Source organism: Cupriavidus numazuensis (genome assembly GCF_905397435.1).
GTDB lineage: Bacteria > Pseudomonadota > Gammaproteobacteria > Burkholderiales > Burkholderiaceae > Cupriavidus > Cupriavidus numazuensis.
Genome location: NZ_CAJPVI010000074.1, coordinates 14,974 through 34,258, shown reverse-complemented (window position 1 = coordinate 34,258; position 19,285 = coordinate 14,974). Strand labels below are relative to the sequence as shown.

Sequence of the window (19,285 nt, the reverse complement as noted above, 5' to 3'; positions counted from 1 at the left end):
GCACCACCGTGAGTGGGAATACAGCGCTGATTGAACGAGCCCTGCAAGCGTTCGTGGCCCCTGCTGCGAGCGATATCGTGTGATCGCCTTCGGCTGCGCTGCGCGCAGAGCTCTAGTCTGGGCACGCAGGGCCAGGGCAAACCACGCCTCGGTAACGAGGCCCGCGTATTGCATGCGCGAAGTAGAGAGAGGGAGAAGAAATACAGCCCTCGAGCGTCAGCGACGTTGATGAGATCGCACCCAGACTGCGACGTGCGCGCAGCGCAGCCGAAGGCGTCCCACCGCTGCCGCTATTGAAACGCTGTACCCGAGTCCGTCTTGGGGATCGTCCAAAAGCCGTGCCGCGCGAGGCACAGGTTCTGACTCACATGGCGTAGCAGGTTCGAACCACTGACCACCATCGCAGGCGTCCAAAGCCGTTTGAACGACTGCCGCCGTGGAATTGATGGCCAGCGGCAACGACGCGCTTTTTGGTTACTTTTTGTCGCTCGGACAAAAAGTGACTCGCCGGCTACGCCGGCGAAACAGCGGCGCATGCCAAGAGCGATACCTCGGTCTCAACCAGAACCCGCCGGCTACGCCGGCAAAACAGCAGCGCCCGCCAAGCACGACACCCGCAATTCAGCGAAGAACCCAAACCCTCAGACAAACCCTTCAAGCCACCTGCACCTGCCCCCCACCACCCTGCCCTTCAACCGGCAAATCCGCCGCCTTGGCAGCACTATAAACATGCCGCGCCGCCAGCAAGGCAGCAAGATCAGCATCCCCCGCAATCACCGCCTGCAGGATCTGCGCATGCTCGTCCCAGTTCTGCCGTGCACGGACCACGTTGGCAGGCCCGAACAGCACGGCGGTGCGCTCGCGCAGCGAGCGCATCATTTCCTGCAGCACGCTGTTGGCGGCGATCGTACCCAGCACCTCGTGGAAACGGGAATTCAGCGAAAGCAGTTCATCCGCGCGGCCCTGCGCAGCGGCGTCCATGCCCTGCCGCAGCACGGTTTCCAGTTCGGCAACCAGCGCCGGGTCGCGGCGCTGCGCAGCCAGCTTGGCGTTGAGACCTTCCAGCGTGGCACGTACCTCGACCATCTCGCGCGCGATCACCGGCGACAGGCTCGCCACCGATGCGCCGCGGCGCGGCTCGATCAGTACCAGGCCTTCGCTGGCCAGCGCTCGCAGCGCCTCGCGCACCGGAATACGCGACACCCCGAGTTCGGTCGACAGCTTGTTTTCCACCAGCCGTTCGCCCGGCGCGAACCTGCCGTTCAGGATGCCCTCGCGCAGCTTGTCGGTGACAAGGGCGAACAGCGGCGAATGGCTGGCACCGAGGCTGAGAGGCTCGGCAGTCGGAGCAGTCGGGGCAGTGGACGAAGAGAGGGCCATGGATGCGCGGGAGCGAAGGCGGACGGACTGGCCGTCATTGTATACCACGCCTCCTGCTGTATACCGCCATGTCTTATCAATCGCGCTGGAACGTGAAACTGTCCGAGTAGAGATGGTCGGGACTCGCCCCCTGCGCAATGAATGCGGCGCGAGCGTCACGGATCATGTTCGGCGACCCGCACAGGTAGATGGCGTGCTCGCTGAGATCGCCCAGGTCGGCCAGCGCCGCGTCGTGCACGTAGCCACGCCGGCCCTGCCAGTCATCGCCGGCGCGCGACAGCACCGGCACGTACTGGAAGTCATAGAGCCGGTCGCCCCATGCAGGGATGTCCGCGTGCAGGTAGAGATCTTCAGGCTGGCGCATGCCCCAGTAGAGCGACACGGGCGGACAATCGGGATCGTCCATCAGCGATTCGAGGATCGCCTTGATCGGCGCCAGCCCCGTGCCGGTGGCCACCATCAGCAATGGCCGATAGTCTTTCGCCCGATAGAAAAAGGTGCCGAGCGGCAGCTCGACATCGACCGCGTCACCGGCCTTCAGCCGCGGCAGGATGCCGTCGGTAAAAGCGCCGCCCGGGATGCGCCGCACATGCAGGTCGACCCGCCCTTCGCTTGGCACCGACGCCATCGAAAAGCTGCGCGCGAGGCCGTCACCCGTCACGAGCTTCAGGTACTGGCCCGGGCGATACGCAAGCGTACCGGCATCGGGCACCTCAAGCTCGACATGCAGTACGTCCGAAGACAACGGGCGCACGCCGCGCACAATGGCCTGATGGCGCGCCGGCTCGGCGCACGCTTCATCGTCGCGCGCGGTGCTGATGACCAGGTCGGCCAGCGGTTGCGCCTGACAGGCCAGCGCATAGCCTGCGGCGGCCTCGTCCGGCGCAAGGCCGAACGGTTCCTCGTCATACCGCACCTGCCCGTCCAGCAGCCGGATGCGGCAAGTGCCACAGCCGCCGAGCTGACAGTCATGCGGCAGCGAGATATCCGCACGCCCGGCGGCCTGCAGCAGCGTCTCGCCGCGTTCGACAAAAAAGACCTGCTGCGTCTCGGCGATCTGGATGCGGTACGACATGGAACCTCCGCGCAAGGATGACTGCGTTACTTCTTGATATCGGCCTGCACCAGCACCTTCAGGTCCTGCGGCACGAGCAGTTCGGCCAGCGCCTGCAGCGCCGCCACGCCGGCCTGCGTGTCCTGCTCGCCGTTGCCGCCGGACAGGCCGATGCCGCCGATCACCTCGTCATTCACGACGATCGGGAAGCCGCCCACGAACGCGGCGAACTTGCCCTCGAAGCTCCACTGGATGCCGAACGCCTCGTTGCCCGGCAGCGCCGGCCCGTTCGGCGGCGTGGTGAACAGATGCGTCGAGCGCTTGTGGCCGGCGGCCGTGAATGCCTTGTTCCACGCAATCTGCGGCCCGGTGATACGCGCGCCGTCCATGCGCTCCAGCACGAGCGGATATCCGCCCTCGTCGACCACGCAGATCGACTCGAGCACACCGATTTCCTCGGAGCGGCGAATGGCCGCGGCAACCATGTGGCGCGCCTCGCGCAGTTCCAGCTTGATGGCTTTCTTCATGTTGATGACTCCTTGCGACGGCCGGGCTCAGGCGCCCCGATAGACCGTCTTGACCTGCGTATAGAACTCCAGCCCGGTGCGGCCCGATTCGCGGAAGGTCGAGGTGCTCGACCGCTTGAGCCCGCCGAACGGCGCGTTGACCAGGTTGCCCGTGGTGGTGCGGTTGATCTTGACCGTGCCCGCCTCGATGTCGCTGGCGAAGTGGTGGATGTAGCGCGGATTGCTGGTGACGATGGCCGCGGCCAGGCCGTACTCGGTATCGTTCGCTTTGGCGATGGCGTCGGCGTAGTCGGTGAAGCCGAGGATGGCAATCACCGGCCCGAAGATTTCCTCGCGCGCGATGCGCATCTGCTGCGTCACGTCCGTGAACACCGTTGGCGCGACGTAGTAGCCCTTGTCGAACTCGCCGCCGGTCAGCCGTTCTCCGCCGCACAGCAATGTCGCTTCGGACTTGCCGATGTCGATATAGCGCAGCACGGTTTCGAGTTGCTTCAGCGAAGCCAGCGGCCCCAAGTCCATCCCGGCCGTCATGCCGCTGCCGACCTTGAGCGTGGCGACCTTTGCCAGCAATCGCTCGGTGTAGGCAGCCTTGACCGATTCCGCCACCAGCACGCGGCTGGTGCCGGTGCATGCCTGCCCGGACAGCGAGAAACCGCCCTTGATGGTCAGGTCCACCGCGCGGTCGAGGTCTGCATCCTCCATCACGATCAGCGGGTTCTTGCCACCCAGCTCCATCTGCGTACGCGTGGTCAGCGGCACGGCGCGGTGAATCTGCTCGCCGGCGCGTGAAGAGCCAGTGAACGAGATCGCGCGAACGACCGGCGCCTCGGTGATCGTCGCACCGATCTCGGCCGCGCTGCCGGTGATGAAGTTCAGCACGCCCTTGGGCAGTCCGGCCTTGATCAGCGCCTCCGCCAGACGGTAGCCCGACAGCGGCGCCTCGGATGACGGCTTGAACACCACCGTATTTCCTGTCACCAGTGCAGGGGCGATCTTGCGGGCCGGGATCGACACCGGGAAATTCCACGGCGCGATCACCGTCACCACACCCAGCGGCTCGCGCTGGCTGAAGACGAGCTGCTCCGGATCGTCGTTCGGGAACACCTCGCCGGAGAAGGTCTGCCCTTCCACCGCGTAGAAACGCAGCGTCTGGGCCGAGCGCAGGACTTCGTCGCGGGCCAGCGACAGCGCCTTGCCCTCTTCGCGGGTCAGCTCGGCGGCGATGCTGTCGGCATTGGCTTCCAGATGATCGGCGGCGCGGTTGAGCACAGCGGCGCGCTTGCCGATCGGTGTCTTTCTCCAGCCAGCGAACGCTGCAGCCGCAGCGGCCACCGCTGCCTGCGCGTCCACCGCTGAAGACGCCTGGAAGCGGCCCACGATGTCGCCGGTGTCGGCAGGGTTGACGTTGTCGAACGTGCGGCCCGACTGGCAGGCCGTCCATTCGCCGTCGATATGGTTGAGGAATACGTTCATCGTCGGTCCGGGTTGGGCGGCGCCGCTCAGGCAGCCATCTCGAGTTCGGGCAGCGGCAGTTCGTGCTCGACGTAATCGTGGTAAAGCGCCGTCGTGTACAGCAGCCGCATCTGCGCGCCGATCTCGCAGATCTTCAGGCAGCGCTGCTGCAGCTCGGGCGTGTTGGCATGCTCGAGCACGATCTGGTAGCCGCGCTCGCCGTGGATCTCGTCCGAGACGATATGCAGATCGAAGAACTCGACTTCCTCGTCGGTGAACTGGTACTTGTCGCGCAGCGTCGGAGTCTGTTTGCGATAGATCGACGGCACCTGCGATTCCAGCCCAACTACCAGGCCGGCCACGGCCACGATCGGGTCTTCGCGCATGGCCACTGCGTAGCACCAGCTCTGCAGGCCGCGCGTGGTCGGCGACATGTTGTCCGGGTCGATCACGCGTTCGCGCGTGGTGCCGCAAGCTTCCGCGAAGCGGATCAGCAGGTCCGTATGGCGGTCGCCGCCGATTTCTTCCTCGTACATGTTGGCGAGCAGGAAATCCTTGGCCTCGGTATACCGGTCCGGCGTACGCGCATAGATGTAACCGAGGTAATCCGCGAACGGACCAACATAGTGATAGTGGTTCTCTGCCCAGCGTGCGAGATGGGCGCGGGTCAGCTTGCCGCTGGCCCAGGCCACGCTGAACGGCGCCTTGTTGGCGCTCTTGCCCTTGATGGCTTCTTCAAGGGCGGCTCGGAATGCTTCACGGTTCATCAGTTCGGCCATGGCGGAGGCTCCTGTTGGCGGATGTGGGGCGATTCGGTGGGTCGGGATGCCTTGGATCGCTGGAATCGATCGCATCGGCATGTTTGTATACTATATACAGTTTATGCGGGACGGCAAGCGCTTCGTTGACTCGTCACGCCGGGGTTTACCCGGCAAGAGCGGCAAATTAATCAGGCGACGCGCAGCTCCGCTGCGCCGGCAATGCGCGACCACGCAAAACCGGCCAACGCAATGTCCTCCAGGCCGACACCCACGGACTTGTAGATGACGATGTCGTCGTCGCATTGCCGCGGCGAGACCTTGCCGAGCACGACGTCGCCGAGTTCGACGATCTTTTCCGTCGGCAGCACCTGCGGATCGGCCAGTACGATGTCGCCGGCCTCGCGCGTGGATTGCGGGCGCCACTCGACCACCACGGCGGCGGCGCGACGCAGCGCCGCGTCATCGAGTTCGCGCGCATGCGGCAGGCTGGAGCCAATGGCGGCCACGAACGTGCCCGGCCGCAGCGACGCACCCGCGAACAGCGGCGTGGTGGCGCGCGACGCGGTGACGACGATGTCGGCCTCGGCCACGGCGGCATCGGGATCCGTCAGTACAACTGGAATGCCGCACTGCGCCGACAGGCGCGCAGGCATGTCGGCATCCGCATGCGGATCTGATACGAGGATGCGCTCCAGCCCCAGCGTCGCGCTGAGCTGGCGAGCGTGCTGCGCGCCCTGCGTGCCGGCGCCGAACAGCGCCAGCGTGCGCGCACCTGGCCGCGCGAGCCGCTGCGCCGCGAGTGTGGTGCACGCGGCAGTGCGCAGGCGCGTGATGGCGCCGGCGTCGAACGATGCCAGCGGGCGGCCGTCTTCCGTCGAGAAGATCAGAATGACAAAGGAGAACTGGCCGTTAATGGTGGTGTAGACCTTGGCGCCTGCAAAACCCTGCTGCGGGATCACCGCGCCCAGCGTGGACAGCTTGACGCCGCCGGCCTCGGTGCGGATGCGCTCCTGCATTGCCGCATCGCCCCGGCCGAAGCTGGAGAAGGCCGCTTCCATGATTTGCCGGGCGTCTTCGGGGCTGACGTGAGCGTCGATCATCGCGTCTGTGATGTGCTGCATGGGGGCTCCGCTGGTTGAGTTGGGGTCGTCAAAATGACAGGACGGAAGACCGGGGTCGCGTTCCAGGCACGCCTCATGCTGGTACGCGAGGCAGGTTGCTGCGGCCCATCGCATAACGGTATACAGTCTACATAAATGAATACCGACGAGCAAATGGCACAGACGATCCATGCACCACGAAGAGGGCGCCCCAGGGGCCACAATCCCAACAACTGTGCGACGTCGCAGTATCTTGCACTGTATTGGGATTCGCGTAAGTCCCGATAAAAATCTGCTTGGCGTCTGCCCAATTCGGAATATAGTATACCAACACCGATTCGCGCTCCGACGAGAACCGGCCCCCACAACCCCTCGGCCCCCAGGGAGTTTTCATGTCGCAACAAGTCGTGATCGGTGCAGCGCACTGGATATATCTGGCAGGGGTAGCAGTCATCGTGCTGACGATGATTCTGCGTGCCAATGTCGTGGTGCCTTCGATCGTGGGCACCGCTCTTGTGATCTTTGCGCTGACTGGCAGCCCGGTGTCGGCGCTGGCTGGTGTGTTCTCCGCCAGCCTGGTTGCCGCGAAGGAACTGTTCAATATCTTCCTGGTGATCGCGTTCATGACCGCTCTGCTCAACGCGCTCAAGACGCTGCGCTCGGACATCCGCATGGTCGAGCCCTTCCGCATGGTGATGAAGAACGGGCACTCGGCCTTCTTCATCCTGGCGGGCATCACCTACGTCATCTCGCTGTTCTTCTGGCCGACGCCGGCCGTGCCGCTGGTGTCGGCCATCCTGCTGCCGGCGGCCATCGCCGCAGGGCTGCCGCCGCTGGCCGGTGCGATGGCCATCGCCATCGCGGGCCAGGGCATGGCGCTGTCGTCGGACTATGTGATCGGCGTGGCGCCCGGCATCAGCGCCAAAGCCGCTGGTGCGGCGGTGAGCGCTGCGGTGGTCGCTGACCGCGCGCTGGCGCTGTCGATCATCACCGGCTCCATTGCGCTGTGCCTGGCCTACCTGACCATGCGCAAACACATCGTGCCGGCCAGCGGCGCCCTGCTCGACCGCTGGCAAGCGCGCGCCGGCGGTACCGCGGCGCAAGCCGGGCACGTCGAGGGCAGCGGCACCTTCGACAAGGCCGAAATTGCGCGCGGCACCGCCCACGCCGAACCGCTGGCCACGGACAGCAACATCGAAGCCAGCCTGTCGATGGTGGCCCGGCGCCGCGTGAAGTGGTCGAAATGCTTCGCCATCGTCACGCCGATCGCCTTCCTCGCAGTGGTCGCGATCATGGTGCTGCCCAAGCTCGGCACTGGCGTGCAGGACCTCAAGGGCGGCGACGCAGCCGCGCTGGTCGGCGGTGTCGCCGCCGTGCTGATGATGCTGGCCACGCTGGCCGCGGAAGGCCCGCGCCGCATGCTCGATGTCTGCCCGGAACACATCACCGACGGCTTCGTGTTCGCCTTCAAGGCGATGGGCTCGGTGCTGCCGATCGCGGGCTTCTTCTTCATCGGTGCCGGCGAGACCGCCGCGCAGGTCCTCGGCCTGCCGCCGGGCAAGGCGCCGAGCCTGCTGTTCGAACTGATCCAGGCCTACCAGCACACCATCCCGGACAACCACGTGCTGGTCGCCTTCGGCGTGCTGCTGGTCGGCATGATCACCGGCATCGACGGCTCGGGCTTTGCGGGTCTGCCGCTGACCGGCACGCTGGCCGGTGCGCTGGGCCCGGTGGTCGGCTTCGACCCGGCCACGCTGGCCGCGGTTGGCCAGATGGGCGCTGTCTGGACCGGTGGCGGCACGCTGGTGGCGTGGTCGTCGCTGATCGCGGTGGCCGGCTTTGCCCGGGTGCCGGTGCTCGAAGCGGTACGCGCGCTGCTGATTCCGGTGCTGATCGGGCTGACCTGCTCGACCATAGCCGCGATGCTGCTGTGGTCGTAAGCGGCTGCAGGCGCTTCAAGACGTTTCCGAACTCATTCTGAATCCGCAGGATCCGCACTATGCCGACAGTCACCTTCCACAAGCAGGGCCAGACCTACACCGACGAGGTCAAACCCCAGACCAACCTTGTCGTCCGCGCGGGCATCCGCCAGTTCCCCTATCCCAACCTGCGCTACGAGTGCGGCATGGGCAAGTGCTCCAAATGCGCATGCCGCGTGATCGCCGGTGCCGAGCACCTGCCGCCGCCCAACTGGAAGGAAAAGAAGCAACTCGGCGATCGGCTTGAACAGGGTTATCGCCTTGCCTGCCAGCTGTGGATCGAGCATGACATCGAGCTCGCACAGGACGACCTGCCCGCTCCGGCAACTGCCCCCGCCGGCACCGTTGCTGTCATCGCCGACAGCGTGGATGCCTGACATGTTCGTCCTGCTCACGAGCCGCCCCGGCCAGTTTCGCACCGAGCCCACCGATGGCATGACAGCGGTGGAGGCGTACGACTACGTCTTCTATGGCAAGCGCACGGCGCGCTTCGTCATTGCAGAACTGGCGGCCGACACCAAGGTACGGGTGCAGGAAGAAACGCCGCCCGGCATCGTCAACCTGGTGCCGACCAAGTTCCTTGAAAAGTACGACACGCTGGATGCGGCTCGCTCGGCGCTACGCGAGCTGGCGCAATTTGGCACGATGGACATCGCCCTCGTGCGCACGCCCGTCAGCGTTGGCGGACAGTCCTGAGCACGCGGCCATTCCGGCGCACAAAACCTTCATCGCCATGATTCAGATTACCTTCCTCACCAACCACGGCAAGACGGTCAGCGCACCGCCCGACAGCAACCTGCTGCGCGTGTCCCTGCGCGAACAGGGCGGCATTCCGTTCAAGTGCGGCGGCGGCCTGTGCGGCACCTGCAAATGCCGCATCGAAACGGGCCACGAGCATACGGACGCGGTCAAGCCGAAGGAAAAGAAGCTGCTGACGGAGGAGGAGCTTGCCAGCGGCTTCCGCCTGGCTTGCCAGACGTTTATCGGCGGCGATATTGCCGTGTCGTGGCAGCCGCGTGAGATGGCGCGCGGCCCTGCGCAGGCGGGTGCGAATACCCCCGCCCCGCAGAGCGAGTGTTCGTCGAGCGCCTGAGCCCCATCGGTGCGGGTGGCTTAACGCCGCCGCGCCGCCAGCAAGTCCGCCACCTCATCGAGCATCGCCATATCCACCGGCTGCGACAGGTCCAGCGCCAGCGTGTGCCGGTAGTACGGGCTGAGATCCAGCCCGACTCCCAGGCCTAGCACCTCCACGTCGCGCAGCGCCGCGTGCCGCGCGACCACGGCCTTCAGGTGATTGTCGAGATAGCAGCCATCGTTGGCCTGCCCTGTGGCCGTATCCATCGGGCTGCCGTCCGACACCACCACCAGGATGCGGCGTGTCTTGCCGGCGGCATGCAGGCGCGCGCAAGCCCACTCCACCGCCTCGCCGTCGACACCTTCGCGGAACAGGTCGGGCTTGAGCAGCGCCGTGATGTCGGTGCGGGATCGGCGCCAGCTTCGCGTGGCGTCCTTGAACACCATGTGACAGGTCTCGTTGAGCCGGCCCGGATGCGCGGGCCGGCCGCGCGCGAGCCAGTCGGCGCGGGCGCGGCCGCCATTCCAGGCGCCGGTCGTGAATCCAAGAACCTCCGTGGCAACACCTGCCTCGTCGAGCGCGCGGGTAAGCAGATCCAGCATCAGCGTCAGCGGCTCGGCCCTTGCCTTCATCGATCCCGAGCAGTCCACCAGGAAGCCGACCACGCAATCGGCATGGGCCCGGTGCGCTTCCAGCCGGAACAGGCGCCGCTCGGCCGGCGAGCTGACGAGCTGTGCGAGGCGGCGACCATCGATACGCCCGCTTTCCTCGCCAAAGGACCAGCCATCCATGCGCGGCAACGCCAGCGCGGCACGCAGCCGTCTCGCCAGGCGGGCCACGTTGACGCCGGCACGTGCGATGCGCGCGTCAAGCTGCGTGCGGTATTCGTCGAGCAAGGCACGCCGCACCAGCGTGGCGGCGCGCACCTCGCGGTCGTAGCGCGTGGTGAAGACGCGGTAGCCGTCTTTCGCTTCGGCCAGCACGCGGCTGTGGCCGCTGTCAGCGACGGCGAACTTCTCCGGCTGCTCTTCTTCGAAATCGAGCCACAGCGCAAACCCGGCGCGCGCAGCGGACGCGGCGTTGTCATCGTCCTCGCCCGCATTCGGCGCTTCGCTGCGCACCATCTGCGCCACCGCGCGGGCCAGTGCCAGCGCGTGCGCGGCGAACGCCGCCTGGTCATGGCGATGCGCGCGCAAGCCTGCGAGCGATGTGCCCAGCACGGGCACGATCGCGGCGCGCGTGGCCTCGATCAGATCCTCGGTTTCATCGAGCACGGGCTCGCCGCTGAGGCGCGACCATGCAATCTGCGCCACCGTGTAGAGCAGGATGCCGAGCTGGCCTTCGGTCAGGCCTGAGCGATGAAACGCGCGCGACCACGCCAGGAAACGATGACGCAGGTTGGCTTCGACGCCGGCCATGCCGCGCGGCACGCGCGTCTCGCAGCGCAGGTGCTCGAGCATTTCGAACAGCAATCGCTCGACGGGATCGTCCGGGCAGAGGCCGCGGTGCAAAGTGGCATCGGAATGCGTGTGGCGCAGCGCGGCACCATCAGCGGCGCCGCGCAGGCAGGCCGCGCTGTCGGTGTCCGGATCGGTGCGCAGATGCGGCGCATGCTGCGGCACCGGCCGCATCTCGCGCCACAACCGGCCGTCGCGAAAGTGCAGCGCCGCATCGCCGGTGAGCGCGCGCACGGCCGCACCCGACAACGCATCCTGGCGCTGTCGCCGACGCAGCCGCTGCGCGGCCGCCGCGGCGCTCATTGCGCCGGCTCCGACTGAGCCGCCTGCCCCGCCGCTTCGCCTGGCAAGTTGCCGAAGCAGCGCTGGTAGTACTCCGCCACCACGGGCCGCTCGGCCTCGTCGCATTTGTTCAGGAAGGTCAGGCGGAACGCGAGCGCCGGATCGCGGAAGATCTGGCAGTTCTCGGCCCAGCTGATCACCGTGCGCGGCGACATCAGCGCCGAGACATCGCCGGCGGCAAACCCGCGCCGCGTGAACGTGGCCAGCGCCACCATGGCATCGACCAGTTCGCGGCCCTCGGCGTTGTCGAGTTCCGGCACGCGCGCCAGCACGATGCCGGTCTCTTCCGCATGCGGCAGGTAGTCGAGCGTGGCCACCACATTCCAGCGGTCGATTTGCGCGTGGTTCAGGAGCTGGGTGCCGTGGTACAGGCCGTTGAGGTTGCCGAGTCCAACCGTGTTCGACGTCGCAAATAGACGGAACGACGGATGCGGATGAATCACGCGGTTCTGGTCCAGCAGCGTGAACTTGCCGTCGCGCTCAAGGATGCGCTGGATCACGAACATCACGTCGGGCCGGCCGGCATCGTATTCGTCAAAGATCAGCGCCACGGGACGCTGCAGCGCCCACGGCACGATGCCTTCCTGGAATTCGGTGATCTGCTGCCCGTCACGGATGACGATCGCATCCTTGCCGACCAAATCGAGCCGGCTGATGTGACCATCGAGGTTCACGCGCACGCAAGGCCAGTTCAGCCGCGCGGCGACCTGCTCGATATGCGTCGACTTGCCGGTGCCGTGCAGTCCTTGCACCATCACGCGCCGGTCGCGCATGAAGCCCGACAGGATGGCCAGCGTCACCTCGGGCTGGAAACGGTAGGCCGGGTCGATCTCCGGCACGTGGTCATCGCGTTCGCTGAACGCCGGCACCATCAGGCCGGAATCGATGCCGAACAGGCTGCGCACCGGCACCATGCGGTCCGGCCTGCCAAATTCCTTCTGCGTCACGTCTTGCTCCTCTTGCTTGCCTTGCTTGTGTCCTTCTTGTGGCGGACAGCAGACAAGCCGGGAGCCTGCGCGATCCGCCGCTACTCGTCCTCGTCCGCGCCGCCCCAGGCGGTACCGCTCTCGGCCTCGATGGCCGCCAGCGCCCTGGCCGCGCGCTGCAGCGCAGGCAGCATCTGCAGCGCCTTTTCGTGCGTCACGCGCATCACCGGGGCCTGCAACGCCAGCCCCAGGTTGGATTTCCCGCCGTCCACCGCCGGCACCAGCACGCCGATGCACAGCAGGCCGGGCAGGAATTCCTCGTCATCCATCGCGTAGCCGTCGCGCTTCACGCGCTCGATCTCCGCTTCCAGCTCCACGTGGTCGGTCAGCGTGTTGGCCGTGTAGCGTTCCAGCTCAGCATGCGCGAGCAGGCGCTGGCGCTGTGCCGGCGTCAGTTGCGCCAGGAACAGCTTGCCCGTGGCCGAACAGTGCGCCGGCACGCGCGAGCCCGGGTGCAGGTAGAACCGCAGCGGCGCCGCCGTTTCCACGCGATCCAGGTACAGCACTTCGCCGCTCGAAAACGCGGTCAGGTTGCAGCTTTCGCCGACCTCTTCCACCAGCTTGCGCAGCACCATGTGGCGCGCGCCGTGCGAGGTGTTGTTCAGCAACAGGTTTTCCGCCAGCCGCCGCAGGCGCAGGCCGGTGCCGTAGTGGCGGCCATCGCCGTTGCGCTGGACCATGCCGGCCGCCTCGAGCTGCTGCAGCATGCGGTGCAGCGTGGGCTTGGGCAGTCCGGTTTCCTCCACCAGCGCCTGCAGGTTGAAGGGGTGATCCTTTGTGGCAATGACTTCCAGCAGGCCAAAGAGACGCAGCGCCGGCGTGTCGCCGTCAGGCCTGGCATCGCTCTTGGCAAGACGCAATTCGTTCATGCCTGGCTCCCATCATAGTCAAGTTTCAGTTTCAGATACAAATCATATCAATTCCTGAAATTCCGGGTTGACCTTCGGCTCAGGAGGACCTACATTCCGGGTACAAATACATTTATCGGAACAATCTGTTCCGTTTTACAAGGCGACTCGGAGACACAAATCAATGGATGGATGATGCCAGCGCCCCTTTTCGTACCAAACGGGGTGAACCGACCACGGCACCGGCCTGCAACCAAGCGCAGGGCCGACTATTACAGAGAAAGACGCCGTGGCGGCTGACAGTACAGCAGTCAGCAGTACAGGAGACACAACATGACCCAAACACCGCAGCCCTCCTCAGGGCTATCGCACGGCCTCAAGCAGCGGCACATGACCATGATCGCCCTGGGTGGCGTCATCGGCGCCGGCCTCTTTGTCGGCAGTGGCGTCGTCATCAAATCCGCAGGGCCTGCCGCGGTCCTTTCCTTTCTGATCACCGGCCTGCTTGTCGTGTTGGTAATGCGCATGCTCGGCGAACTGGCCTGCGCCATGCCGGGCGGCGGCTCGTTCTATGAATATGCACGCGAAGCCTGGAGCGACCGGCCGGCCGTCGGCAATCTGGCCAGCTTCCTGACCGGGTGGATGTACTGGTACTTCTGGGTGATCGTCGTAGCGCTCGAAGCCGTGGCGGGGGCTGACCTGGTGCGCTACTGGCTGCCGGACGTGCCCAACTGGATCATCAGCCTCGTGCTGCTGATCATGCTGACGCTGACCAACCTGATCTCGGTGAAGTCCTTCGGCGAGTTCGAGTTCTGGTTCGCGTCGATCAAGGTCGCGGCGATCATGGTGTTCCTGTTCGTGGCAGGCGTGTACGTGCTGGGCCTCGCGCCCGGCGCCCACGGCATGAACGTGGCCAACCTGACCGCGAACGGCGGCTTCATGCCGAACGGCATCGTGCCGGTGCTGACCGGCGCGGTGGCGGCGACAGGCTTCTACTTTGGCGCCGAGATCGTCACGATCGCCGCAGCGGAAACCGCCGAGCCGCAGAAGGCAGTGGCCCGCGCCACGAACTCGGTCATCACGCGTGTACTGGTGTTCTACGTGGGTTCGGTGTTGCTGGTGGTCTGCCTGGTGCCGTGGAATGCCACTAGCATCGCCACGCCGTACGTCAGCGCGCTCAACGTCATGGGAATTCCCGCAGCCGCGCAGATCATGAACGCGATCGTGCTGACCGCCGTGCTGTCGGCGCTCAACTCCGGCCTGTATGCCTCGTCGCGCATGCTGTTCGCGCTGACGAAGCGGGGCGACGCACCGCGTTCCCTCGCCCGCGTCAGCCGCAACGGCGTACCCACGCGCGCCATCTTGGTGGCCACGCTGTTCGGTTACGGAGCGGTGATCATGTCGTATGTGTCGCCGGACAAGGTCTTCGCCTTCCTGGTCAACTCCTATGGCACAGTTGCCATCTTCGTCTACATCCTGATCGCGGTGTCGCAGCTGCGGCTGCGCGCACGACTCGAGCGCGAAGCGCCCCATCTGCTCAAGGTACGCATGTGGTGCTATCCGTATCTGACGTGGTTCGCGATCTTCGGGATGCTGGCAATCGTGGTGGCGATGGCGTTTATTCCGGATCAGCGGACGCCGCTGGCGCTGGGGGTGGCAAGCCTTGGGCTTTTGATTTCGGCTTATATCGTTCGGCATCTGTTTCGGCGTGGCGTCCAGCAGGTCGTGCCGCTAGCGGAGATGCCTCGGGCGGATTTGAATGAGTATTGAGTGAGGATGGGCAAGGGGGTGGGGATGGGGTACTCTTTGTCTTCCGTGCCCGTGTGAAGTTTGATTGGTCGTTCTTGGCGGGCACGGTTGTTTCGCCGGCGTAGCCGGCGACCTACTTTTGTCCGAGCGACAAAAGTAGGCAAAAACGCGTTTTGGTTGCCCCAAGGGGGCGAATCTTTATCGTAGTGTGCTGAGGGTGTTGTACGGGTAAGGGCTTCAGAGGAACCTTCCGCTGCCTGCCGCGTGGAGCGCCACCGTGGTCGGGAATAACAGCGGTGATTGAACGAGCCCCTGGGAGTTCGTGGCCCCTGCTACCACCGATATCGTGTGAACGCCTTCGGCTGCGCTACGCGCAGAGCCCCAGTCTTGGCACGAAGGCCCAGGGGCGAATCGCGCCGAAGGACGAACCCGCGCATGCAAAGTAGACCAAACTACCTCGGGCGTTCGCGCCGTTGATGAGCCGGCATCCAGACTAGGACGTGCGCGTAGCGCAGCCGTAGGCGTCCTACCGCTGACGCTGTTGAAACGCTGTACCCGAGTTCGTCTTGGGGATCGTACAAAAGCCGTGCCGCGTAGGCACAGGTTCTGACTCACATAGCGTTAGCAGGGTCGAACGGCCGACCACCAGGACGGAGACCAAAGCCGTTTGAACGTCTGCCGCCGTGGAATTGATGGCCAGCCGCCAGGCGACGCGTTTTTTGGTTACTTTTTGTCGCTCGGACAAAAAGTGACTCGCCGGCTACGCCGGCGAAACAGCAGCGCCTGCCAAGAACGACACCCCAAAACAACGACAAACCCAAGCCCCTCATCCCTATGACCTCCAAGCTGACGCCCCCCATGTGGGACCAGCTCTTCCAGCAGCACGCCCACTCTGGCCTGAGCCTGCAAGGCAAGATCCGCCAGATGCTGGTCTCTGCGATCCTGGATGAACAGCTCCCGCAGGGCGTCCCGCTGCCGAGCAGCCGCGAGATGTCCGCTCAGCTGCGCGTGGCCCGCAATACGGTGGTGCTGGCCTACCAGCAGCTCGTGGACGAGGGCTATCTGATCTCCCGCGAACGCAGCGGCTATTTCGTCAATCCGGACATCCTTGGCACGCGCGTCAGCGGCGTGGCATCGCTGCGCGGCACGCCGCAACCCGACACGCATGGCAGCGCGCGGCCTGACTGGGACCGCCGCTTCGTGTTCCGTCCCACCCACCAGCGCAATATCGTCAAGCGCCACAACTGGCGCGACTATCCGTACCCGTTCATCTACGGCCAGTACGACCCCGTCCTCTTCCCCACCGCCGACTGGCGCGAGTGCTGCCTGAAAGCCCTGAGCGTGCTCGATATCCACGAATGGGCGCAGGACATGATCGTGCGCGACGACGAATCGCTCGTGCAGCAGATCCGCACACGCGTGCTGCCGCGCCGCGGCGTGTGGGCCGGCGCCGACGAGATCGTGATTACCGTTGGCGCGCAGCAGGCGCTCTACCTGCTGTCCGATTTGCTGGCTAGCCCAGATACACCAGTCGGCATCGAGGAGCCGGGCTACCCGGACGCGCGCAATATCTTCGGCCGCCATACCTCGAAGCTGATTCCACTGCCGATCGATGCCGAAGGCGTGATCCCCTCCGATGCGCTGCGCGCGTGCGACTACGTCTACGTCACGCCGAGCCACCAGTGCCCCACCACGGTCACCATGCCGCTGGCGCGCCGGCAGGCGCTGCTGCGGCAGGCCGAAGAAGCGGATTTCGTGCTGATCGAGGATGATTACGAAAGCGAGAGCCGCTTCGAAGGCGACCCGACGCCGACGCTGAAAAGCCTGGACCGCAACAACCGCGTGATCTACGTCGGCAGCCTGTCCAAGAGCCTCGCGCCGGGGCTGCGCATCGGCTACATCGTCGGCCCGGCCGAGCTGATCGCCGAACTGCGCGGCGCACGCCGGCTGATGCTGCGGCATCCGTCCGCCTATATCCAGCGCGCGTTCTCGCTGTTCTTGTCGCTGGGCCACTATGACGCGCATCTGCGGCGCCTGTCCGCTGCACACCGTGCGCGTGCCGAGACCGTACTGGCCGCGCTGGCGGCCCATATGCCCGAGTTCCGCCCCGTGCCGATCGCCGGTGGTGCGTCGTGCTGGATCGAAGGACCGCCCTGGCTCGATGCCGATGCGCTCGCGCGCCTCGCGGAACTGCAGGGCGTGCTGATCGAGCCCGGCAGCGTGTTCTTCATGGGGGAGCCAGCGCCGCGCAACGGCTTCCGGCTCGGCTATTCGTCGATCTCGCCGGAACGCATTGAGCCCGGTATCCGTGTGCTGGCCAGCGTGGCACGCGAACTGCACGCGGCCATCCCCGCACGGGGCGCATCGGCTGCCTGAGCCGCCGCTCTGGCACCGAGGCAAGAAGGGCTACCGCGCTCCGCGCAGTAGCCCTTTCTGCATTTTTGGCCCTGCCTGTGGTCCTTTGCCGGGCACATCCGCAGCCCGCCCACTGCTGGCCCAAGCGATTCCCGCCAACTGGTCCTACAGCGCAACGCGCGGTCTCCCTATCCTCGAGTCATGGTCGATGCGCGGCTCCCGCTGTCGCATCGACACGCAATGCCAGTAATACCACGGAGACCCCTATGAGCAAGCCCAGCACCACCCCGGTCGGCACCGACCTCCTGCAAGCCTTCAACGACGCCTGGAACCGCCACGACATCGACGCGCTGATGAGCTTCATGGCCGACGACTGCGCGTTCCACGGCGTGGCGGGCGCCGACTTGCTCGGCCGCAGCTTCGTCGGCCGCGATGCCGTGCGCGAGGGCTTCATGCTGGCCTGGCAGACCTTTCCCGATGCATCGTGGACTGAAGGCGAGCATTTCGTGTCGGGCGACCGCGGCGTCAGCGAATCGACGTTCCGCGGCACGCGTGCAGACGGCGCGCGCATCGAAGCGCGCATGGTGGACGTGTTCACGTTCCACGACGGCAAGATCGCGGTGAAGAATGCGTACCGCAAGGACCGTCCGCCGGTAATCAACGCGGCCTGAGCACCGGAGACGCGCCATGGAAGCTGTAGCCACCCGCAATATCCTGACCGGCGGCCATGCCACCGCGCCGTCGCGGCCGTATGACCCCGCCTACGACCCGCTGCGCACGCCCACGCCGGGCCAGGGCCGCGAGTATGCGCCGACCTACTGGATCGGCACGGCTGGCGAGCCGCCTGCCGATGACGGCCCGATCACGCATGACATCGACGTCGACGTCGCCATCATCGGCTCGGGCTTCACGGGCCTGACCAGCGCCATCTTCCTGGCGCAGGAACACGGCATCAAGGCCACGGTGCTCGAAGCCAACCGGGTGAGCTGGGGCTGCAGCACGCGCAACGGCGGCCAGGCGCAATGCGCGTCGGGCCGACTCAAGCGCTCGCAATGGATCCAGCGCTATGGCCTGGATACCGCGTTGCGCCTGCATGAAGAGGTTTGCGACGGCATGCAGACCTTCAAGAGCCTGATCAAGGACATCGACTGCGATCCGCAGCCCGGTGGCCACCTGTATATCGCGCACCGCGCCAAGGCCATGCCCGCGCTCGAAAAGGAAGCGAAGGTGCTGCGCGATATCTTCAAGTACGACGCGCGCATCTTCGATGCCGACACCGTGCGCCGCGAGTATGTCGATGACAAGGAAGCCGCGGGCGCCATGCACGAGCCCGAAGGCATCGGCATCCACGCCGGCAAGCTCGCATTCGGCTACCTTCGCCGCGCGCGCGAGTTGGGTGTCAAGGTACATCCGTCGAGCCCTGTGACCGGCTGGGAGACACGCAACGGCGTGCATTACCTGCGCACGCCCGGCGGCATCGTGCGCGCCCGCGCCGTTGGCGTGGCCACCGGCGGCTACACCTCGCAGTCGCTGCACCCACAGCTCAAGAACCGGCTGTTCCCGATCCTGTCGAACTCGATCGTCACACGCGTGCTGACGCCCGCCGAGATCGAAGCGTGCAATTTCCGCACGCACCAGGTCATCACCGACACGCGCATCCTGCGCCACTACTATCGCCTGATGCCCGACGGCCGCCTGCAGATCGGCAGCCGCAGTGCGATCACCGGTCATGATGCACCGCAAGACCAGTACCGCCAGAAGCTCATCGACGACATGTACCGCAAGTTTCCGTCGTTGCGCGGCATCCAGATCGACTACTCGTGGTGGGGCTGGGTCGACGTGAGCCATGACATGATGCCCCGCATCACGCAGCCCGATCCGACGCAGTCGATCTACTACGCGATGGGCTATGGCGGCAATGGCGTGATGTATTCCGCGCAGGCCGGCAAACGGCTCGCCGCGTTGATTGCCGGGAAAGGCGACTCGCTGCCGCCGCTCCCGATCTTCCGCTCGTCACTGCCGTTCCCGAACGTGCGCGAGATGGTGGAATCGCAGATGTTTGCGCCGTTCCGCCGCTTTGGCCAGCGCTTCCTGTACCACTGGTACCACCTGAAAGACGAGCTGTAACGCCGGAAACCGGCAGGCTTCGCTGCATCGCAGCATGCCTGCCGGCCTCGCTTTGGGCCACACCTCGGGTGCACAGGACGGAACGCCTTTGTC

General features: G+C 65.7%; 17 protein-coding genes. 8 read left to right on the top strand and 9 right to left on the bottom strand.

Translation table 11 applies throughout. The annotated features are described in order from the left end of the window. Positions 1–654: 654 nt before the first annotated feature. The 6 genes from KHO41_RS36395 to KHO41_RS36370 form a co-directional block, all read right to left on the bottom strand. Positions 655–1,380 (bottom strand): GntR family transcriptional regulator, encoded by a 726-nt coding sequence (locus KHO41_RS36395; RefSeq protein ID WP_211958077.1) that lies wholly within the window; start codon positions 1,378–1,380, stop codon positions 655–657. Between the two features lie 76 nt (positions 1,381–1,456). Beyond that, positions 1,457–2,455: a 2Fe-2S iron-sulfur cluster-binding protein gene (locus KHO41_RS36390; protein WP_211958076.1), complete on the bottom strand. Its 999-nt coding sequence runs from the start codon at positions 2,453–2,455 to the stop codon at positions 1,457–1,459. A 26-nt stretch (positions 2,456–2,481) separates the two neighbouring features. After that, complete coding sequence (locus KHO41_RS36385; protein WP_211958075.1) at positions 2,482–2,961, bottom strand: GlcG/HbpS family heme-binding protein; 480 nt, start codon at positions 2,959–2,961, stop codon at positions 2,482–2,484. A 27-nt stretch (positions 2,962–2,988) separates the two neighbouring features. Beyond that, positions 2,989–4,434: an aldehyde dehydrogenase family protein gene (locus tag KHO41_RS36380; RefSeq protein WP_211958074.1), complete on the bottom strand. Its 1,446-nt coding sequence runs from the start codon at positions 4,432–4,434 to the stop codon at positions 2,989–2,991. Between the two features lie 26 nt (positions 4,435–4,460). Further along, complete coding sequence (locus KHO41_RS36375) at positions 4,461–5,192, bottom strand: TenA family transcriptional regulator (protein ID WP_211958073.1); 732 nt, start codon at positions 5,190–5,192, stop codon at positions 4,461–4,463. A 170-nt stretch (positions 5,193–5,362) separates the two neighbouring features. Beyond that, entirely contained in the window at positions 5,363–6,295 is a 933-nt protein-coding gene (locus KHO41_RS36370) for an ornithine cyclodeaminase family protein (protein ID WP_211958072.1), read from the bottom strand. Between the two features lie 371 nt (positions 6,296–6,666). Here KHO41_RS36370 and KHO41_RS36365 point away from each other — a divergent pair, with 371 nt between their 5' ends. From KHO41_RS36365 to KHO41_RS36350, 4 genes are read left to right on the top strand one after another with little or no spacing between them, the layout of a single operon-like run. After that, the gene (locus KHO41_RS36365; protein WP_211958071.1) at positions 6,667–8,214 is read left to right on the top strand and encodes a hypothetical protein; all 1,548 of its coding nucleotides are present in this window, start codon (positions 6,667–6,669) and stop codon (positions 8,212–8,214) included. 59 nt (positions 8,215–8,273) lie between these two features. Next, the gene (locus KHO41_RS36360; protein WP_211958070.1) at positions 8,274–8,630 is read left to right on the top strand and encodes a 2Fe-2S iron-sulfur cluster-binding protein; all 357 of its coding nucleotides are present in this window, start codon (positions 8,274–8,276) and stop codon (positions 8,628–8,630) included. A gap of 1 nt (position 8,631) precedes the next feature. Beyond that, positions 8,632–8,949, top strand: coding sequence for a ferredoxin (locus KHO41_RS36355; RefSeq protein ID WP_211958069.1), 318 nt, complete (start codon positions 8,632–8,634; stop codon positions 8,947–8,949). Between the two features lie 37 nt (positions 8,950–8,986). Continuing rightward, positions 8,987–9,346, top strand: coding sequence for a 2Fe-2S iron-sulfur cluster-binding protein (locus KHO41_RS36350; protein WP_211958068.1), 360 nt, complete (start codon positions 8,987–8,989; stop codon positions 9,344–9,346). 20 nt (positions 9,347–9,366) lie between these two features. Here the strand turns inward: KHO41_RS36350 and KHO41_RS36345 are convergent, their stop codons facing one another. The 3 genes from KHO41_RS36345 to KHO41_RS36335 all read right to left on the bottom strand — a co-directional run bounded on the left by KHO41_RS36345 (position 9,367) and on the right by KHO41_RS36335 (position 12,982). Further along, positions 9,367–11,088, bottom strand: coding sequence for a cobaltochelatase CobT-related protein (locus KHO41_RS36345; RefSeq protein ID WP_211958067.1), 1,722 nt, complete (start codon positions 11,086–11,088; stop codon positions 9,367–9,369). Next, positions 11,085–12,041: an AAA family ATPase gene (locus KHO41_RS36340; RefSeq protein ID WP_211958078.1), complete on the bottom strand. Its 957-nt coding sequence runs from the start codon at positions 12,039–12,041 to the stop codon at positions 11,085–11,087. Before KHO41_RS36340 ends, KHO41_RS36345 begins: the two co-directional genes overlap by 4 nt. A 113-nt stretch (positions 12,042–12,154) precedes the next feature. Beyond that, entirely contained in the window at positions 12,155–12,982 is an 828-nt protein-coding gene (locus KHO41_RS36335) for an IclR family transcriptional regulator (RefSeq protein ID WP_011299879.1), read from the bottom strand. Positions 12,983–13,294: 312 nt separating this feature from the next. On the opposite strand from KHO41_RS36335, the gene KHO41_RS36330 reads away from it, so the two are divergent. The 4 genes from KHO41_RS36330 to KHO41_RS36315 all read left to right on the top strand — a co-directional run bounded on the left by KHO41_RS36330 (position 13,295) and on the right by KHO41_RS36315 (position 19,192). Then, positions 13,295–14,731 carry an amino acid permease gene (locus KHO41_RS36330; protein WP_211958066.1) on the top strand — a complete coding sequence of 479 codons (1,437 nt, stop codon included), beginning with the start codon at positions 13,295–13,297 and terminating at the stop codon, positions 14,729–14,731. A gap of 813 nt (positions 14,732–15,544) precedes the next feature. Next, the gene (gene pdxR, locus KHO41_RS36325) at positions 15,545–17,086 is read left to right on the top strand and encodes a MocR-like pyridoxine biosynthesis transcription factor PdxR (RefSeq protein WP_211958065.1); all 1,542 of its coding nucleotides are present in this window, start codon (positions 15,545–15,547) and stop codon (positions 17,084–17,086) included. A gap of 245 nt (positions 17,087–17,331) precedes the next feature. After that, a complete protein-coding gene (locus KHO41_RS36320; RefSeq protein WP_211958064.1) occupies positions 17,332–17,736 on the top strand; it encodes a nuclear transport factor 2 family protein in 405 nt (134 codons plus the stop codon). Between the two features lie 16 nt (positions 17,737–17,752). Continuing rightward, positions 17,753–19,192: an NAD(P)/FAD-dependent oxidoreductase gene (locus KHO41_RS36315; RefSeq protein ID WP_211958063.1), complete on the top strand. Its 1,440-nt coding sequence runs from the start codon at positions 17,753–17,755 to the stop codon at positions 19,190–19,192. The last annotated feature ends 93 nt before the right edge of the window (positions 19,193–19,285 follow it).

Coding starts and splice junctions, on each gene's coding strand:
- KHO41_RS36330 (WP_211958066.1), top strand. CDS start 13,295: ATGACCCAAACACCGCAGCCCTCCTCAGGGCTATCGCACGGCCTCAAG.
- KHO41_RS36320 (WP_211958064.1), top strand. CDS start 17,332: ATGAGCAAGCCCAGCACCACCCCGGTCGGCACCGACCTCCTGCAAGCC.
- KHO41_RS36385 (WP_211958075.1), bottom strand. CDS start 2,961: ATGAAGAAAGCCATCAAGCTGGAACTGCGCGAGGCGCGCCACATGGTT.
- pdxR (WP_211958065.1), top strand. CDS start 15,545: ATGACCTCCAAGCTGACGCCCCCCATGTGGGACCAGCTCTTCCAGCAG.
- KHO41_RS36340 (WP_211958078.1), bottom strand. CDS start 12,041: ATGGTGCCGGTGCGCAGCCTGTTCGGCATCGATTCCGGCCTGATGGTG.
- KHO41_RS36370 (WP_211958072.1), bottom strand. CDS start 6,295: ATGCAGCACATCACAGACGCGATGATCGACGCTCACGTCAGCCCCGAA.
- KHO41_RS36315 (WP_211958063.1), top strand. CDS start 17,753: ATGGAAGCTGTAGCCACCCGCAATATCCTGACCGGCGGCCATGCCACC.
- KHO41_RS36375 (WP_211958073.1), bottom strand. CDS start 5,192: ATGGCCGAACTGATGAACCGTGAAGCATTCCGAGCCGCCCTTGAAGAA.
- KHO41_RS36350 (WP_211958068.1), top strand. CDS start 8,987: ATGATTCAGATTACCTTCCTCACCAACCACGGCAAGACGGTCAGCGCA.
- KHO41_RS36395 (WP_211958077.1), bottom strand. CDS start 1,380: ATGGCCCTCTCTTCGTCCACTGCCCCGACTGCTCCGACTGCCGAGCCT.
- KHO41_RS36380 (WP_211958074.1), bottom strand. CDS start 4,434: ATGAACGTATTCCTCAACCATATCGACGGCGAATGGACGGCCTGCCAG.
- KHO41_RS36365 (WP_211958071.1), top strand. CDS start 6,667: ATGTCGCAACAAGTCGTGATCGGTGCAGCGCACTGGATATATCTGGCA.
- KHO41_RS36390 (WP_211958076.1), bottom strand. CDS start 2,455: ATGTCGTACCGCATCCAGATCGCCGAGACGCAGCAGGTCTTTTTTGTC.
- KHO41_RS36345 (WP_211958067.1), bottom strand. CDS start 11,088: ATGAGCGCCGCGGCGGCCGCGCAGCGGCTGCGTCGGCGACAGCGCCAG.
- KHO41_RS36360 (WP_211958070.1), top strand. CDS start 8,274: ATGCCGACAGTCACCTTCCACAAGCAGGGCCAGACCTACACCGACGAG.
- KHO41_RS36355 (WP_211958069.1), top strand. CDS start 8,632: ATGTTCGTCCTGCTCACGAGCCGCCCCGGCCAGTTTCGCACCGAGCCC.
- KHO41_RS36335 (WP_011299879.1), bottom strand. CDS start 12,982: ATGAACGAATTGCGTCTTGCCAAGAGCGATGCCAGGCCTGACGGCGAC.